The sequence below is a fragment of the Haloferula sargassicola genome, assembly GCF_040362925.1.
Taxonomy (GTDB): Bacteria; Verrucomicrobiota; Verrucomicrobiia; order Verrucomicrobiales; family Akkermansiaceae; genus Haloferula; species Haloferula sargassicola.
In genome coordinates this window covers 12,687-30,187 of the sequence record NZ_BAABRI010000026.1, presented here as the reverse complement: position 1 = coordinate 30,187, position 17,501 = coordinate 12,687, and the positions used below count along the sequence as shown (strand labels likewise).

Below are 17,501 nucleotides of genomic sequence, written 5' to 3'. Positions count from 1 at the left end.
CGGAGGTGGCGCTACAACCCCAGATACCATGAAGACGAAAAGGATCGGATGGATGCGGTGGATGGCGATGATCGCGGCCATGGTCGGCACGGTCGCCGCCCAGCAGCTCGGCAACGGACTGGCCGTGGTGCCGGTGGATCGGGTGAAGCCGGAGGTGCCGGTGTTTTATACCGTGGATGGCGACACGACGGCCGCCGTCTCGGAAGGTCGGGCGGAGGTGACGATGCAGCTTGGGGCGCACCTGCTTCAAGGACGGCCGGAGACGATCACCGTCGGTCTCTCGGGTGAGGGGAAAGTGACCGAGGTGACCGGTCCGGAGCTGGTTTCCTGGGCGGTTCGAACCGAGTCCGATGGATCGCGCTTTCTCGACCTGAAACCACGGCTTCCCGAGCTGCCGGCGTGGAACTTCGCCGCCCCGACGCCCTTGGTGGACCCGGCGCAGGATTTTTCATTTACGGTGAAAATCGTACATGAGGGCGATGAGTTCGCGCTGGCTCTGCCGGGGCCCGGCAAGGCGGTGGGCTTCACGTCGATGGTGTCGATCCAGGAAACGGAGTGGTTCAAGGCGCGGCTGTTGGAGGTCGGCGGGCTGAGCCGGATCGAGAACGATCGCTTCGAGGGCAACGGCGAGGCGAAGCTGCGGATGAAGATCATCCCCGTGGGTGGGGAAACGCCGGACATCGAGCTGGTCGATCCGGTGCTCGTCGGTCGGTTCGAGGGCGATGCCATGGATTTCGTGCTGCGGGGAAACGTTCGGGTTTCAGAAGCGGGCGCAGCGCTGGAGTTGTTCCGCGGCGTGGCGCTGGGACCGGTGACGTCGGGGGCGAATTGGTTCGTGCGGGTGGTGAAGAAGGGCGACGACTGGGTTCACGAACTGGTCGGCACCGGACCCGGCGAGTCGGGTCTCGAGCTGCCCTTCACGGCCGACGTTTCGCCGCAAGGCGACGCGCGGAAGATCGGCTTCGCGCTGCCGGCCGGAACGATCGTGCCGGTGCGGATCGAGGGCCTCGGCGAGCGGGTCAGCTTCGAAGCCGACCATGCGCTGCGGCCGGTGTGGCGGGACGGCGCTTGGCAGGGTTTCCTCAATGCCGAGGGCCGGGTGGAGATGGCGTGGAAGGAGGGAGGCAGCGAGGCGGATGGCACCTTGTTCTTTTCCTCGAATGAAACGACCGACATCCGGGTCGGGGCTGGCTTGCTACGGCAAACGTCGGAGTTGGAGCTGCGGGTGTTGCAGGGCAGCCTCGACCAACTCGATCTTGAACTCGGCGGCGAAGGTGAGGTGCTGTCGGTTTCCGGCGATCCGGTGCTTGGCTGGAAGGTGGTCGAGGAGGAGGGGAAAAAACGGCTTCGCATTGACCTCAGCCGCCCGATCGAGGACCTCGGTGCATTGACGATCCGCTCGCAATCGCCGCTCGGGGGCTTCCCGGCGCAGGTCGAGCCGTTGCGTTGGACGCCGGTGGGAACGATCCGCCACAGCGGCCACGTGCGCATCGCCAACGAAGGCGCGGTGCGGCTGGAGGTGCCCGGTTCGGAAGGCATGATGCAGCTCTCGCCGGATCAATTTCCGGGTGAGGCGATCGACCGCCGACAGGTCTTCGTATTCCGCTTTCCGTCGGCCGAGCATGCTTGCCGGATCGCGGCGGATCGCGTGCTGCCCGAGGTGTCGGTGTCGGAGGTGACCGTCCACGAGATGGGCGAAACCGACCGGCTCATCACGAGCGAGATCGAACTCGATGTCCGCGAGGCACCGATCCGCGACTGGACGCTGCGCATCCCGGCCGACTTCGCCGTGGCGGCGGTCGGCGGCGCGGCGGTGGCCGACTACAGCGTGGCGAGCGAGGCGGAGGATGGCTCACGGAGCTTGAAGATCCTGTTCAGCGGGCCGGTTTCGGGCCGGCAGTTGGTTTCCCTGCGGCTGGAGAAAAACGAGCCGGCGGCGGCGGGCGAGTGGGCGTTGCCGGTGTTGCGTTTTCCCGGGGCGAGGTCGTCGCGCGGCTATCTCGGTGTCGCGACCGCGCCAGGCTATCGGGCCGTGACCGCCAGCAGCGAGGGCCTCGCGGAAACGCCGGTCGATTATTTCCCGCGCAAGCAGGCGCGCCTGCAGCAGGCTTTCCGCATCCGTGAAGCCGAGTGGTCGGCCGCGATGCAGGTCGAGGCGCTCGGCCAGAGCGTGCAGGCCGATGTTTTCCACCTCTACTCGCTCAAGGAAGGCGTGGCGTATGGCAGCGTGGTGGTGAACTACTTCGTGGTCGGCGCGCCCTCGAACGAATGGCGGCTGCGGCTGCCGGAGGGCGTCGGTAACGTGGCGGTGACGGGCCAGGGCGTGGGTCGCGATTGGCGGCAGGAGGGGGAAACCCTGATCGTGCCGCTAGTGCGTGCGGCGCTCGGGGCCTCGACGCTGCTGGTGACATTCGAGCAGCCGATGGGCGCGCAGGGCGGCGAGATCCGGCCGGGGCAGGTGAGGCCGCTCGGCGTGCAGTCGGAGCGGGGCTTCGTCCAGGTGACCAGCCCGCTGCAGATGAAGACCAGCGTGATCACGAGCGAGGGCTCGGTTTTGAAAATCGACGCCTCCGAGCTGCCAACTGAATACCGTCTGCTGTCGAGCGCGCCGACCCTGCAGGCGTGGCAATACACGGCCAGCGACGTGGATCTGGCGATGAAGGTCGAGCTCTACGAGAGCGCGGAAACGGCGGGCGAGATCATCGACTTCGCGGCGCTCGAAAGCCATGTGTCGCGCGACGGACAGGTGGCGACGACGGCGCGGTTTTTTGTCCGGACGAAGTCGACCCCGAGCCTGGAAGTCTCGCTGCCCGCAGGCGCGAACCTGTGGGAGGCCGAGGTGGCGGGCGAGCGGGTGAACGCCCGCCAGGATGGCGAGCTGACGCTCGTGCCCTTGCCCGCCGGAGCCGATGCCAACGAGCCGGTCGAGGTGGTGCTGCGCTACGGCCAGGCGCTGGGCGAAGGGAAGATCGAGCTGGCCGCTCCGCGGATCGGCACGGCCACGGCGGTGACCCGCTGGGAAATCACCGGCGACGATGGCAGTCGCCTGGTTCCCACCGGTGGCACGGCGGAGCTGGTGCGGCCGGTGAGGACGGAGACCGGCTTCGAGTGGCTGGCGGTGCGGGGGCGGATGGCGGCTTCGCTGGTGCTGTTCCTCGCGGCGCTCGGGCTGGTGCTTCGTCGGGTGAAAACGGTGGCCGTGCTGGGCTGGATCTCGCTCGCCGGGGCGGTGGCGTGGTCGTTCGGTCTGGCGTGGAAGGCGTGGGTCGAGCGACGCGCGAATCTCGGCACGCTCGAATTTACGGCGCCTGCCGTACTTCCGGGCGAAGGCCTGACGGTCGGCCTGAAGATCACGGACCTCTTCGGCGCGATGGTCCATGGCACCGGCGTGGTGCTGGCGGTGCTGGGCGTTGCCTTGCTGGTCTGGGCGCTGCTGCGTGCGGTGGGCCGGGATCGATTCGTCGGGCTCTGCGTGACCGGAGGGCTGGCGCTGATCAGCTACGGCCTGCTCGCCCAGCATGGCGGGGCGGTGCTGTTCTTTGCGGCTTTCGGGCTGGCGCTGCTGTTCGGGCTGCTGCTGCCGTGGACGGTCGGGTTTTTCCGCGGTCGCGGAAAGGTGCCCGTCGAAGCCGCGGCGGTGCTGCTGCTGCTGGCATTCATGCCGCGGGTCGAGGCGGCGGACGCGGTGGAGTCGATGACGCACCGCTGGACGCTCCATGAAACACGCCTGAGCGGGACGATCGAGGTCAAGATCCGCGCCGACGAGGCGGGCGAACGTTTCCTGCTGCTGCGTCCGCCGGCGGTGTTGACCGGGTTCGAGGGCGAGGGGCTGAAAGTCACCAAGGAGCAGGATGGCTACTACCTCGTGGCCGGGGCCGCCGGCGTGGCCGCGGGCGTGGCGGACTTCGAGCTGGCGATCGCGAATCCGCGCGACGGCTGGACGGTGCCGACCGGGCCGGCGGCGGCCCAGCGGATCGAGATTTCGACGGCGGGAAATGGCTGGGAGTTCCACGCCGATCCGGCGGCGAGGGTGGAGAACGTGGTGGTCGAGGGCGCCACGCAGGCGCGCATCGACCTGCTACCCGGAGCTGAGGCGAGGGTCTGGGTCGAGCCGCGGCAGCGCGATGCGGCGCAGGAGGAAACGCGGTTCTACAGCGAGTTGGCGGATCTTTTTGTGCCGGGTCCGGGCGTGGTGAACGGTGTGCTTCGGGTGAAGATCCGTCCGGCCCAGGGGCGGGTGAAGGAGCTGCGGTTGCAGGTGTCGGAGGGGTTCATGATCGGCGAAGTCGCCGATGGTCCGGTCGGCCGGTGGCGTTTCAATCCGGAGAGCCGCGAGTTGCGTGTGACGATGGATCCGGCGCAGGAAACCCCGTTCGAGTTCACCGTTTCCAGCCAGCGCGCGATCGGGGCGCTGCCCGTGGACACGCAGCTCGCGCCGCTGCGCGTGATGGACACGGCGGGCGAGGTCGGCCTGCTTGCGCTCGCCTTCGGCGGCGAGGCGCAGCCGGAGAATCTGAAAGTCGCGGGCATGAGCGAGGTGAACCCGGACGACTTCGATGCCAGCTTGCTGCCCGGCGACGGCGTGGTGTTGCAAAAGGTCTATCGCTATGGCGCGGACGAGGCCTCGCTGATGCTGCGGGTGGCACCGGTGGCCCCGGAAATCCGGGCCGTGTGGGCGCAGACCCTTTCGCTCGGCGAGGACCGGATCGTGCTGGCGGCGGACCTTTTGGCGAACATCACCCGGGCCGGTGTGTTCAAGTTGGCGATCGAGCTGCCGGAGTCACTGGAAATCGAGGCGGTGACCGGCGGCGCGCTGTCCCACTGGACGGAGTCGCGGGACGGCGATCGCCGGCTGCTGACGCTGCACCTGAACGGCAAGACCCTCGGCGAGCAGAAGTTTTCGCTGTCGCTCACCGCACCTGCGCCGGGCGACCAGGACTCGTGGCCGGTGCCGCGGCTGACCTTGCTCGATGCCGCGCGCCAGCAGGGTACGATGACCGTCGTACCCGGCCGCGGCTTGCAGGTGCGGGCGGTTTCGCGGACGCATGCCTCGCAGCTCGATCCAGGCGAGGCCTCCGTGCCGCAGCCGGGCGCGCTGGCTTTCCGGCTGCTACAGGACGACTGGGCGCTCGGCCTGGCGATCAAGCGGCTCGACGCCTGGGTGACGGCGCAGGTGCTGCATGAGGTCACGCTGCGCGAAGGCCAGTCGCTGACGCGGGCCACGGTCGTGTTCAAGATTGAGAACGCGGCGGAGAAGTCGCTGCGGGTGCGGGTGCCGGGCTTGGATGAGGCGGCGGCCTCGACCGTGCGGGCCAGCGGGCCGGCGGTGGGGGATTTCGTGCCGGTCGAGGGCGAGGACAGCTTGTGGGAGATCCGCTTCCAGCGCGGCGTGGCCGGGGAAACGACGGTCAACATCGAGTTCGAGCAGGTCACCGATGCAGAGACGCGCGAGGTGGCGGTGATCGGGCTGGAAGAAGTACGGCAGACGACGTATTTCGTGGGCGTGCGGACGGCGGGCCGGCTGGTGGCGGACGAGCCCCCTCCGCCACGCGGCTGGCGCAAGGCGGAATGGGCGATGGTGCCGGGCTCCCTGCGGGCGGATCATCGGGGCGAGCTGCCGGAGTTCGTTTATCGAGTGGCCGAGTCCGAGGGGCCGCTGTCGGTTCCGGTCGCCTGGCACGAGCTGGCGGGCGCGGAGAGCCTGCGGGTGCTGGACGGCCGGCTGGCGACCTTGATTTCCGTGGAGGGCAGCTCGATCACGCGGGTCGAGCTGAGTCTCGATGCCAAGGTGGAGTCGACCCTTTCCCTGACGCTGCCGGACGGCGCGGTGCCCTTCAGCCTGCTGGTCAATGGCGAGGGCGTGCCGCTGGTGCGCGATGGCGAGGCGTGGAAGTTCTACGTGGCGCCGTCGCCGCTGCCGGACCAGCCCGCGGTGGTGCGTTTCGCCTACGGGCTGGAGAGCGGGGCGCAGGGCCACCTGTTGGCGCCGAGCTTGAGCGTGCCGCTCACGAACCTGGTGTGGGACGTGTATGTGCCGGAGGGCTGGAAGCTTGCCGACAGCGCGGGGGATTTCGAGCCGGCCGGCTCGGGCGCGGTGCCGGACACCGGGCTGGAACCGTATCTGGCGGCGATGGCCCGGCGGAAAAAAGAGGGAGAGGCGCTGGCGGTTCGCGAGCTGGACCAGGGGATCCAGTGGTTGAATGCCGGCCGCCAGGACAGGGCGGGCGAGGTGCTCGGCAAGGCGGCGCGCAATGGTTTCCTCGACGAAGCTTCGAACGAGGACGCGCGGGTGCAGTTCCGCAACCTGAGGATGCAGCAGGCGGTGCTGGGGCTGAACACGCGCCGGCAGCGCATGTATCTCGACAACCGTTCGAACGGGCTCGATTTCGGCAACGCGCAGATCGAGCAGGCGGCGGAGGAGAACCCGATCCTGCGCGGCGATGCCAACTACGATCCGCGCGAATTCGACCGGCTGATGGTCGGGAACTCGGCCGAGGAAACGACCTCGCTGAAGGCGATCGCCGGCCGCATCGTCGACCAGCAGATCCAGATCGACGGCGCGCGCGAGGCGCTCGATGTCGAGCTGCTCGAACTGGGCACACGCTACCGTTTCACCCGCAGCCTGCAGGTCGAGGGCGGTCGGCCGATGGCGCTCGACCTCGACCTCGAGCGGGACCGGAGGCGCGGCTGGTGGTTCGGCGGGATCGTCGGGTTGCTGGCTTCGGGCGTATGCGTGGTGGGGGTGAAACGCCGGCCCTGATCCGAGCTTTCGACTTCCCTTGGCCCATCGGTTCCGCTAGATGATCGGCGATTGGGCCGGTGGCGTTGTCCTCGGCCCGACCTTGTCATCCCAAGCTGAGAAAAATCATGAAGACCCTCGCGTTGTTTGCCGCCTCGCTTTTCCTCGTCGCGCTGCCCGCCGGGGCGGCGGAGAAGACCGCCTTTCCGAAGTCGGACCCCATGATCACGCTCGAGTTTCCGGAAGGCTGGGAGACGACCGCGGAGGGCGACTACCTGATCGCCAATCCGAAGGACGACGAGGATTTCTTCGTCGAGCTGACGCCGCTCGAAGCCGCGCCGGACGATGGCGAGGCGGTGCTGAAGGAGGCGAAGGAGTCGATATCCGAAAGCTTCGAGGACGCCGAATACGGCGAACTGAGGAAGGCCCGCTACACCGATCTCGGCGTGGTGCTGATGGACGGCACCGCCAAGGACGAGGATGGCGAGGTGACGCTTTCGGTGGCGCTATTCGTGGATGAAAAGGCGGGCAAGGTGGTGATGATGCTGCGGGTCGCCTCACCGCAGAGCCTGGAGAAACACAAGGACGCGTGGGGGAAGATCGTCTCGTCGGTCGCCGCGGCCGGGAAAGCCGGCGAAGCGGACGAGTGAGGCGCTGCTTTCCCCCGAACGCGCTGTCCGGGGGTTGCCACGACTGGCGGGGTGTCGGATGCTCACGGGCGTGGCATTTCCTGATGACTTCCTTTTCGGCACCGCCAATGCGGATCATCAGGTCGAGGCCCACGATCCCCGGCGCGAGGACGTCTGGGACATGTGGGAGCGGTCGCAGGACCTGACACCGCGCGGGCGGGCGACGGATTTCGAGAACCGCTACCGGGAGGACATCGCCAAGGCGGCGGCGATGGGCTGCAGGTTGTTCCGTTTTTCCATCGCCTGGGCGCGGGTGGAGCCGGAGTGCGGCCACTTCGATCCCGCGGCCCTGGCGCACTACCTCCGCCTCGCCAAGTGCGTGGAAAGCCACGGCATGCAGGTGATGGTGACGCTGCATCACTTCGTCTGGCCACTGTGGCTGGAGCGCGACCACGGCGGGATGATCGGCGAGTCGTTTCCCGATCTGTTCGCGCGCTACGCCGACCGCGTGGCGGAAACGATGGGCGATCGGGTCGACTGGTGGATCACCTTCAACGAGCCGAGCCAGCTGGTTTTCGGCTACATCAAGCCGTGGTGGCAGAGCCGCTACTACATGCCGCCGGGGATGCCGCGCGGGTCGTCGGTCGATGCCGAGGCCGAGGCGGTGGGAAGGCTGGTGCCGAACCTGTTCCGCGCGCATACGCGGGCGCGGCGGCTGATCCGCACCCGGCGGGCGGGGGCGCGGGTGGGGGTGAACCCGCTGGTCACCGGCTTCCCCGGCTGGCTGCAGCACCTCATGGACTGGGGCGCGTGCCACCGCGGGCTGTCGGAGGCCCTTTTCAAGTTCACCACCCGCAGCGCGCTGGTGCCGGAGCGCTCGCAGGTGGACCTGGTCATCGGCGGCATCAGCGGCGCGGACCAGACGCGGTATGAGATCAGTCATCCCTATCTTCACACCGGCAAGGCGGTGTTGGTGCGGCATGACTTTGCCGGAGGGGAAAAGGAGCTGCTCGCAGGCCGTCGGGTCGGTGTGGTGGGCGTGGGAAACCAGGAAGTCTCGTGGCGCCGCGATCTGCCCGAGGGCGTCAGGCGGATCATCTTTTCCAACTACGATGACGCTCGTACCAGCCTGCGCGAGGGTACGGTGGATGCGCTGTATGGGGATGCCTTCTACCTGCAGCCGGAGGGGCTCACGGATGCCGGCCATTTCCGCTGGCTGGCGGAGAGGCTGACGGATGAGCACTACGTGGTGGCCGCGTCTCACGGCCACTCGCGGCTGATGAAGCTGGTCAACAAGGTGGTGGCCGAACTGCGCGGGGCGGAGGGCGTGTGGCCGGATCACCCGGGAATGCCCGCGACCTCGCTGCATGAGGTTTTCCGTGGTGGCGATAGCCTGCCGGACCGCATGTCGAGTGCCCGCGGCTTGCGGAAGGTGAAACGCCGGGGGCGGCTGAGGGTCGGCTTCCGCACGGATGCGGCCGGGCTTTCCCCGCAGTGCCCGGAAGAGGGCACGGAAATGGAGCTGGCCCGGCGGATCGCGGAGGCCATCCTGGGCGACCGGACGGCGGTCGAGTTCATCCCGCTGGAGCCGGCGAAACGGCTGGAGGTGCTGGAGTCGAAAACCACGTGGCTGAACTGGGCGTGGCGCTTCTGGGGGACGACGAGCCTGATCGCCAACGCCAACTGGTGGTACCTCGGAATGCTCGGCCGCCTGCCCGAGGAACTGTGTCCGCAGGAGGCGGTGGGCGCGCAGGACTTCATCGGGCTCGACTACTATTGGGGGCTGCCGACGTGGAACCTGCATCAGTTCCGCCTGCTGGAAGAAGCGGCGCACGGCCGTTTCCTGAGGGCGCCGGTGTGGCCGCGCGGGCTGCGCAACGCGTTGCGCCGGTTCTCCGAGTGGTTTCCCGGCAAGGAACTGCTGATCGTGGAGAACGGTTGCCCGCCCGAGGCCGGTGGCATGAAACGCGGCGACTACATGGATGCGCACCTGCGCGAGGTGGAGCTGGCGATCGAGGAAGGCGTTCCGGTAAAAGCCTACAACTGGTGGTCGGTCACCTCCAACCGCGAGTGGGGCCACGCCTTCGATCCGAACACGGATTTCGGCCTGTATTTCGTGGACCTCGACAAGGACCCGGAGCTGGAACGCCGGGCGACGCCGGAGGTCGAGCGCTACCGGCAGTGGATCGCGGGGGAGCGATCATAATCCGGCCAGATCCGCCTCGCCGGGCCAGCCGAGGAATTCCAGTGAACGTCGTACTTCGTCGCGGTCTGGAATGGTGATGCTCTCGCGCTGGATCTGGTGGAGGTCGCGGGGAAATTCATCGGCCGGCAGGATTTCTTCGGCGAGGTGCAGGCAGGCCCATGCGCGGGCCGAGCGCACTTCACGTCGCACGCCCTTGACGCGGGTGGCGAGGTGCTGGAAATGCCGGACCGGATTGCCGAGGAAGCGGCCGTCGGGGCGGTGTTCGAGCATCCAGCGCAGCGCGGCGTAGGGCGGGGGGAGCGGGGTGAGCACGGCGGCATCGCCGGCGAGATCGGCGCCGAAGGCGCGATCGATCTGGAGAATCGCCTGGGCCGGCAGGCCGCGACGCCAGAGAACCTGCGCGTAGGTGAGAGCGGTGTGGTAGAACCGGCCGTCGCGGTTTTTTCCAAGGATCCGCAGGTCATGGAAGCTCATGCCAGGCCGCGCCTTGGGAAGGTGCGGGCACGGGTCGCAGAGCCAGGGCGCGGACATGGGTCCAAGCGATCATCTCTCGCCGTCAGGTAAAGCGCTTTTCCAGAGTCCCGCCTCAATCCGCGCGGAGCTTTCCGCTGAATCCGCGTGGCGCATGGCATGGGATTTCGCAAACGTGCTACGCGAAGGAGACGGCGATGAAGGCGGATGATGGACTCGATCCGTCCGCGGACTGGCGAGGCGCGCACCCCCGATGCCAGTGGCTGCGGACGAGGGACGGACTTTGGGCGCGGAGGTGCGGACGCGCATTGATGCTGGCCGCGGGGCTGTGGGGCCAGGCGGCTTCGGGCTGGACCGACGACTTCGAGGCGGGCGCGGGAAACTGGAGCTTCACGGGCACCTGGGGTGTCTCGTCGGAGACGGCCAATTCGCCGACGCATGCGCTCAGCGATTCGCCGGGAAGATACTATGTGAGTAGTAGCGACAGCGCGGCGGCGATGGCGGTCGACATCGACCTGTCGGCATCGCTGCGGCCGGTGCTTGCGTTCCAGCACCGGCATTCGCTGGAAATGGGCTACGACTTCGGCCGGGTCGAGGTTTCCACGGACAGCGGCGCGAGCTGGGAGACGGCGGCGCTCGCGGAATTCACGGGTGACCTGGCATGGATGAAACGCGAGCAGTTCGACCTGTCGGCCTACGCCGGCGAGCCGCTGGTGCGCTTCCGTTTCCGGCTGCTGACCGATGGCTCGGTGGTGAAGGACGGCTGGTGGATCGATGACGTGGTCGTCGGCGAGGCCCCCGCGCCGGTGACCTTGGCGACGCCGGGCGCGGCGGAGATCGGACGCAATCATGTGGATCTCTCCTGGACCCAGGCGGCGGGCGACTTCGCGGCCTACGTGGTGATGCGCGGGATGCCGGGCACGGAGCCGGTGGAGATCGGCCGGATCGAAGACGTGGAGACGGTTTCGTGGACCGACATTTCCGCCAATCCGAAGTCGAGCTACCGCTACCAGGTGTGGGTGGAAAGCGCGGCCGGCTTGGTCGGGGCGAGCAACGAGGTCACGGCGGTCACGCCGGCGGGAATGGATTTTCCTTTCATCGACGATGGCGAAGGCGGTGGCGGAACCTGGGTGGCGGATGCGCCTTGGGCGCTGAGCGACGAGGCGGCGAAGCGCGGCGCGATGGCGTGGTCGGACTCGCCCGGGGGCGACTATGCCAGCTCGCTTTCCGGGCAGTCGCTGACGCTCTCGGCCCCGATCGATCTCAGTGCGACGGTTTCACCGGCCCTCTGTTTTGCCCACCAGCTCGCCCTCGGCAGCGGCGATAGCGCACTGGTGGAGGTGTCGGACGACCTCGGCACCTCTTGGGCGACCCTGGCGAGCTACAGTGCCGCGACCGCGCCGGTCGACTGGCGGTCGGTAAGGCTTTCGTTGTCGGACCACCGGGTGGCCGCGGTGCTGGTGCGCTTTCGCCTGACCACCGACAGTTCCGCGACGGCGGACGGCTGGCACGTGGATGACATTTGCATCGCCGAGTCGCCCGCGGCGGTGCCGACGCCGGTGGCCGGCGAGATCGGCTCGTCGTCGGTGCGGGTCCACTGGGCCGCGAGCAGCCATCCGCAGGTGGCTTTCTACGAGGTGTATCGTAGCAACGGATCGGACGTGGGGTTGAAATCCAGGCCCGCCGGGGAAACGACGGGCACGAGCTATTCGGACGGCGGGCTTTTCCTGAACACCGACTATTTCTACCGGGTGTTCGCGGTGACGCACTATCGTTGCTACTCGGCACCCACGGAGGCGGCGTTGCCGGTGCACACGCTGAGCAATCCGATTCCGTGGGGTGACGGCTTCGAGGCCCCGCTGGCGAACTGGGTGGCGGACGGTAACAGCGGCACAAGCGCCTGGGGCATCGGACCCGGCGAAGGAGCGGGCGGGGGCGCGGCGCTTTCCGACAGTCCCGACGCGGCCTACCTGGCCGGCAGCGACACATGGATGGAAACCTCCATCGACCTGACCGGCGCGGAGTGGCCGGTTTTGAGCTTCCACGACAAGCTCGAGCTCGGCGCGGGCGACTGGGTGAGGCTGGAGGTGAGCGCGCCGGGGTACCCCGCGGAAAACCTTTATGGCTGCTACGAGGGCGGACATGCCGAGTGGCGCGAACAGCGGGTGGATCTTTCCCGATGGAAGGGTTCGCCAGCGGTGAAGCTGCGGTTCCGGCTGTATGCCAACTCCGACGCTTATCTCGGCGACGGCTGGCGCCTGGACGACCTGGAGGTGGTCGAAAACCCGGAAGGCTCGACGCCGATGAACTTGCCAGCCACGGAGGACTTCGAGGGTGGCCTCGATGGCTGGCTGGCAGCCGGCTGGCACGTCGCGGACGACGCGGCGGCCGCCGACGGAACGAAGTCGGTGAAGTCGGTCGATGGCACGCGGATCCCGGCGGACACGATCCACTGCCTGGTCCTGCCGCGTCCGGTCGAGCTGGCCGCTGGCTCGAAGGTGCAGGCGACTTACTGGATGAAGGGCAAGGCCACCAATTATGGCTATCTGCGATTCCAGTATTCGCAGAACGGGGGAACGAGCTGGAGCGATCTTTCCGCAGTCAACGTGAGCAGCAGCTGGGACTACCCGGACTACGTGCGCTACCAGGCGGATCTCAGCTCGCTGGCGGGAAAGACGGTGCGGCTGCGGATTTACGCGAACGGCGACTATCACGCGCCGACGCTGGACCTGAGGATCGACAAGCTGACCTTGGCGGAAATGCCGGCGGCGGTGAACCTGCTCTCCGCGGTGCCGGCCCTGCGCTCGGTGGATCTCGGGTGGAGTGAAACGACGCTCGGTGGCGAGTTCGTGAGGTATGAACTGTGGCGCTCGACCAGCGCGGGCGTGAGTCTGACGAACGGCGAGAAGGTGTTCGAAACCGCCAATCCACTGGAAACGTCGTACATCGACACCGGTCTGAACATCGGCGGTGCCTACTACTATAAAGTGTTCAGCGTGGACCAGCGCGATACCTACATCCCCTCGAACGAGCTGGGGACGACCACGGTGCCGGTGGAGCTGCCGTTTGCCGACACCATGGACACGCTGGAGAACTGGGTAAGCGGGACCAACAACACGCTCGCGCCGACCTGGGGCATTGACGCGGACGATCCGCACGAGGGCACGGGCTGCGTGGCGGTGGCTCCGGACGGGCACTACGTCGCCGGCACCGACAGTTATGTCGAAACGGCGGTCGATCTGAGCACCGCGGCGTGGCCGGTGCTGACCTTCTGGGACAAACTCGATCTGAACAGCGGCGACTGGGTCCGGCTGGAGGTGAGCGCCACGGGCTATGCCACGGAAAACCTCTACGGCAGCTACGAAGGCGGGCATGTGGATTGGCGCGAGCAAAGGGTGGACCTGTCGCGCTGGAAGGGCTCGTCGAACGTGCGGCTGAGGTTCCGGTTCTACAGCGACGCGCAGCCGACCACCGCGACAGGTTGGTTCATCGACGAGGTAAGCGTCGCGGAAAACCCGGACGGCAGCGTGCTGGCGACCTTGCCGATCGAGGAAGACTTCGAGGCCGGCCTTGATGGCTGGCTGGCGGCCGGTTGGCATGTGGTGGGAGATGAGTCGTTGAAGTCGGTCGACGGCACGCGGATCTCGGCGGACACGATCCACTGCCTGACCTTATCGCACCCGGTGGCGCTGGCGGCGGGGTCAAATGTCCAAGCGACTTACTGGATGAAGGGCAAGGCCACCAATTATGGCTATCTGCGATTCCAGTATTCGCAGAACGGGGGAACGAGCTGGAGCGATCTTTCCGCAGTCAACGTGAGCAGCAGCTGGGACTACCCGGACTACGTCCGCTACCAGGCGGATCTCAGCTCGCTGGCGGGAAAGACGGTGCGGCTGCGGATTTACGCGAACGGCGACTATCACGCGCCGACGCTGGACCTGAGGATCGACAAGCTGACCTTGGCGGAAATGCCGGCGGCGGTGAACCTGCTCTCCGCGGTGCCGGCCCTGCGCTCGGTGGATCTGGGGTGGAGTGAAACGACGCTCGGCGGCGAGTTCGTGAGGTATGAGCTGTGGCGCTCGACCAGCGCGGGCGTGAGTCTGACGAACGGCGAGAAGGTGTTCGAAACCGCCAATCCACTGGAAACGTCGTACATCGACACCGGTCTGAACATCGGCGGTGCCTACTACTACAAGGTGTTCAGCGTGGACCAGCGCGATACCTACATCCCCTCGAACGAGCTGGGGACGACCACGGTGCCGGTGGAGCTGCCGTTTGCCGACACCATGGACACGCTGGAGAACTGGGTAGGCGGGACCAACAACACGCTCGCGCCGACCTGGGGCATTGACGCGGACGACCCGCACGAGGGCACGGGCTGCATCGCAGTGGCTCCGGACGGGCACTACGTCGCCGGCACCGACAGTTATGTCGAGACGGCGGTCGATCTGAGCACCGCGGCGTGGCCGGTGCTGAGCTTCTGGGACAAGCTCGATCTGAACAGCGGCGACTGGGTCCGGCTGGAGGTGAGCGCCACGGGCTATGCCACGGAAAACCTCTACGGCAGCTACGAAGGCGGGCATGTGGATTGGCGCCCGCAGCAGATCGACCTGTCGCGCTGGAAGGGCTCGGCGAACGTGCGGCTGAGGTTCCGGTTCTACAGCGACGCGCAGCCGACCACGGCGACAGGTTGGTTCATCGACGAGGTAAGCGTCGCGGAAAACCCGGACGGCAGCGTGCTGGCGACCTTGCCGATCGAGGAAGACTTCGAGGCCGGCCTTGATGGCTGGCTGGCGGCCGGTTGGCATGTGGCGGGAGATGAGTCGTTGAAGTCGGTCGACGGCACGCGGATCTCGGCGGACACGATCCACTGCCTGACCTTGCCGCACCCGGTGGAGTTGGCCGCGGGCTCGAAGGTGCAGGCAACCTACTGGATGAAGGGCAAGGTGACGAACTATGGCTACCTGCGCTTCCAGTATTCCGAAAACGAGGGCGTGAGCTGGAGTGATATCTCCGCCGTCAACGTCAGCAGCAGCTGGGACTACCCCGACTACGTCCGCTACCAGGCGGATCTCAGCTCGCTGGCCGGCAAGACGGTGCGACTGCGGCTCTACGCCAGCGCCGACTATCACGCGCCGACGCTGGACCTGCGCATCGACAAACTGACGATCGCAGAAATGCCGGCGCCGGTGCTGGCGCTGCCGATCGATGAGATCGCGGCGACCTCGATGCGCCTGCGCTGGCAGCCGACCACGCTGTCATCCTTTGCGAACTACCGTATCTATCGTAGTTCGACTGCCACGGTGACGCCGGACGCGACGCTGGTGGCGGAGATTTCCGATCCGTCGGTGGGCGAGTTCACCGACACCGGGCTCGATACGCGGACGACCTATTATTACAAGGTGTTCGTCATCGATGACCGGGACACCTACAGCCCCTCGGGCCTGATGACGGGGATGACGCTCGGAGTTTCCCTGCCGCTGGCGGAGGACTTCGAGGACGGGCTGCCGGGCTGGACGGTGACCGGCGATTGGCAGGCGATGCCCGGCACCGGGCGGGGCGGCGGCGCGGCTTTGGTTGACTCACCGGGCGACTACCTGGCCAGCACCGACACGAACGCGCGCTTCGCGGTCGACCTGCGGGGGATGGATTGGCCGGTGCTGCGGTTCTGGGATCACTTCGCCTTTGCGGGAGGGAGTTATGGGGAAATGGAGGTTTCCACCAATGGCAGCAGCTGGACGGTGCTCTATGACGCCACCGGCATCCGCACCGCGTGGCGCGAGCAGGCGATCGACCTCTCGACGTGGAAGAACGAAGAGCGGCTCTTCATCCGTTTCCGCCGCGCGGCGGACGGCAATGTGGCGGACGGCTGGACGATCGACGACCTCAGCGTGACCGATCACGACTCCGCGCCGGGCTATCCGGTGTGGGCCGATGCGGACACCGACGCCGGGCCATGGCTGGCTTCGCGCTGGACCAGCGTGGCGGGCGAACTTCACGACAGTCCGGAGGATCGCTACGGCCCGAACGGCAAGCGGCAGCTGGTGCTTTCCCATGAGCTCGACCTGACCGCGGCGGTCGATCCGAAGCTGACCTTCTTCCTCCGCGGGACTTTGGGAAACTATAGCTACTTCCGCGTCCACGTCTCCACCGATGGCGGCGTGACCTGGTCGGAGATCTCCTCGCTCAACCGCAACTCCGGCTACAACCAAACCACCGCGGAAAAGATGCAGGCCTCGCTGGTGCCGTGGCTCGGCCAGCGGATCCGACTGCGTTTCGAGACCAGCAACGACTACCACCAGCCGACCTCGTGGATTGATGTCGACCGGATCGGAATGGGCGAGGAGCCGCCGGGAGCGCCCGTGGCGGTGTCGCCTGTCGATCAGGCCATCGTCACCGAGCTGCGGCCGACCTTGACCCTCGACAACGCCATCGACCCGCAGAGCGACCCGCTGACCTATCGCTTCGAGGTCTATGCGGACGAGGCGCTGACCCAGCTCGTCGCGCAGGTGCCGGCGGTGGCGGCGGGTAGCGGGACCAGCTCGTGGAAGGTCGACATCAACCTGCCGGACAACCATTTCTACTGGTGGCGTAGTAGGGCGGACGATGGCGACGACCTCGGCCCGTGGAGCGAGGTGGCGACCTTCGCGGTGAACGAAATCAACAACCTGCCGGACGTGCCGGTGCTCGTCTCGCCGCTCAACGGGACCACCATCTACAGCCTGAGCGAACTGCTGATCTGGCGCACGACCGAGGATCCGGATCCGGGCGACCGGATCATCGACTACCACCTCCAGATCGCCGGCACGGCCGATTTCGCCACGCCGCTAGTCGATGTGGAGGGCATCGAGGTGCTCGGTTTGCCGGAGGGCGCCGGCTATCTGGTCGGCGTGCCGTTCGCGGAGCTGGCGGGGATCGAGGGCGTGCGAGCCGGCGGCTGGTTCTGGCGGATCCGCGCGCGGGACAGCCGCTTCGGCTACGGCGATTGGTCCGGGCAGGAAGGTTACTTCCGGATGATCAGCGACTGGGAACGCTGGCTCAACGACGCCTTCACGCCCGCCCAGCGGCTCGATCCGCAGGTCAGCGGGGAAAACGTCGATCCGGATGGCGACGGCTTCGGCCTGATGATCGAGTTCGCCTGCGGGATGGACATGGAAACGAACAGTCGCGAGGGCGGTCCGGCGATGACTGAGGTCGAAGGCGAAGACGGGCGGCACCTGGCCTTCGAGTTCGACCGCAAGATCGGCACCGACCTCGTCTTCACGCTGCAGCGCACGATTCACCTCGGAGACGGCTGGAGCGACAGCGGCGCGGCGGTGGAAGTGCTCGGGCCGATCGATGCGCAACGCGAGCGCTGCCGGCTGACGGATCCCGATCCGATCGGCACCGGCCGGCGTTTCCTGCGCGTGGCCGTAGACGTGCCGTGATGGCGGAATGACCGGCAGGCCCGGCTGCG

The 17,501-nt window shown here is 67.3% G+C and carries 5 protein-coding genes; 4 read left to right on the top strand and 1 reads right to left on the bottom strand.

Annotation, left to right across the window (positions count from 1 at the left end; translation table 11 throughout):
• The first annotated feature begins 28 nt into the window (after positions 1–28).
• The 3 genes from ABXH26_RS18395 to ABXH26_RS18385 all read left to right on the top strand — a co-directional run bounded on the left by ABXH26_RS18395 (position 29) and on the right by ABXH26_RS18385 (position 9,574).
• Positions 29–6,760: a hypothetical protein gene (locus tag ABXH26_RS18395; RefSeq protein ID WP_353568568.1), complete on the top strand. Its 6,732-nt coding sequence runs from the start codon at positions 29–31 to the stop codon at positions 6,758–6,760.
• A 107-nt stretch (positions 6,761–6,867) separates the two neighbouring features.
• The gene (locus ABXH26_RS18390; protein ID WP_353568567.1) at positions 6,868–7,389 is read left to right on the top strand and encodes a hypothetical protein; all 522 of its coding nucleotides are present in this window, start codon (positions 6,868–6,870) and stop codon (positions 7,387–7,389) included.
• A 70-nt stretch (positions 7,390–7,459) separates the two neighbouring features.
• Entirely contained in the window at positions 7,460–9,574 is a 2,115-nt protein-coding gene (locus tag ABXH26_RS18385) for a family 1 glycosylhydrolase (RefSeq protein WP_353568566.1), read from the top strand.
• Here the strand turns inward: ABXH26_RS18385 and ABXH26_RS18380 are convergent.
• Positions 9,569–10,105: a hypothetical protein gene (locus ABXH26_RS18380; RefSeq protein WP_353568565.1), complete on the bottom strand. Its 537-nt coding sequence runs from the start codon at positions 10,103–10,105 to the stop codon at positions 9,569–9,571. The genes ABXH26_RS18385 and ABXH26_RS18380 overlap by 6 nt on opposite strands.
• A gap of 251 nt (positions 10,106–10,356) precedes the next feature.
• Here ABXH26_RS18380 and ABXH26_RS18375 point away from each other — a divergent pair, with 251 nt between their 5' ends.
• Positions 10,357–17,472 (top strand): hypothetical protein, encoded by a 7,116-nt coding sequence (locus tag ABXH26_RS18375; protein WP_353568564.1) that lies wholly within the window; start codon positions 10,357–10,359, stop codon positions 17,470–17,472.
• Positions 17,473–17,501 lie beyond the last annotated feature (29 nt).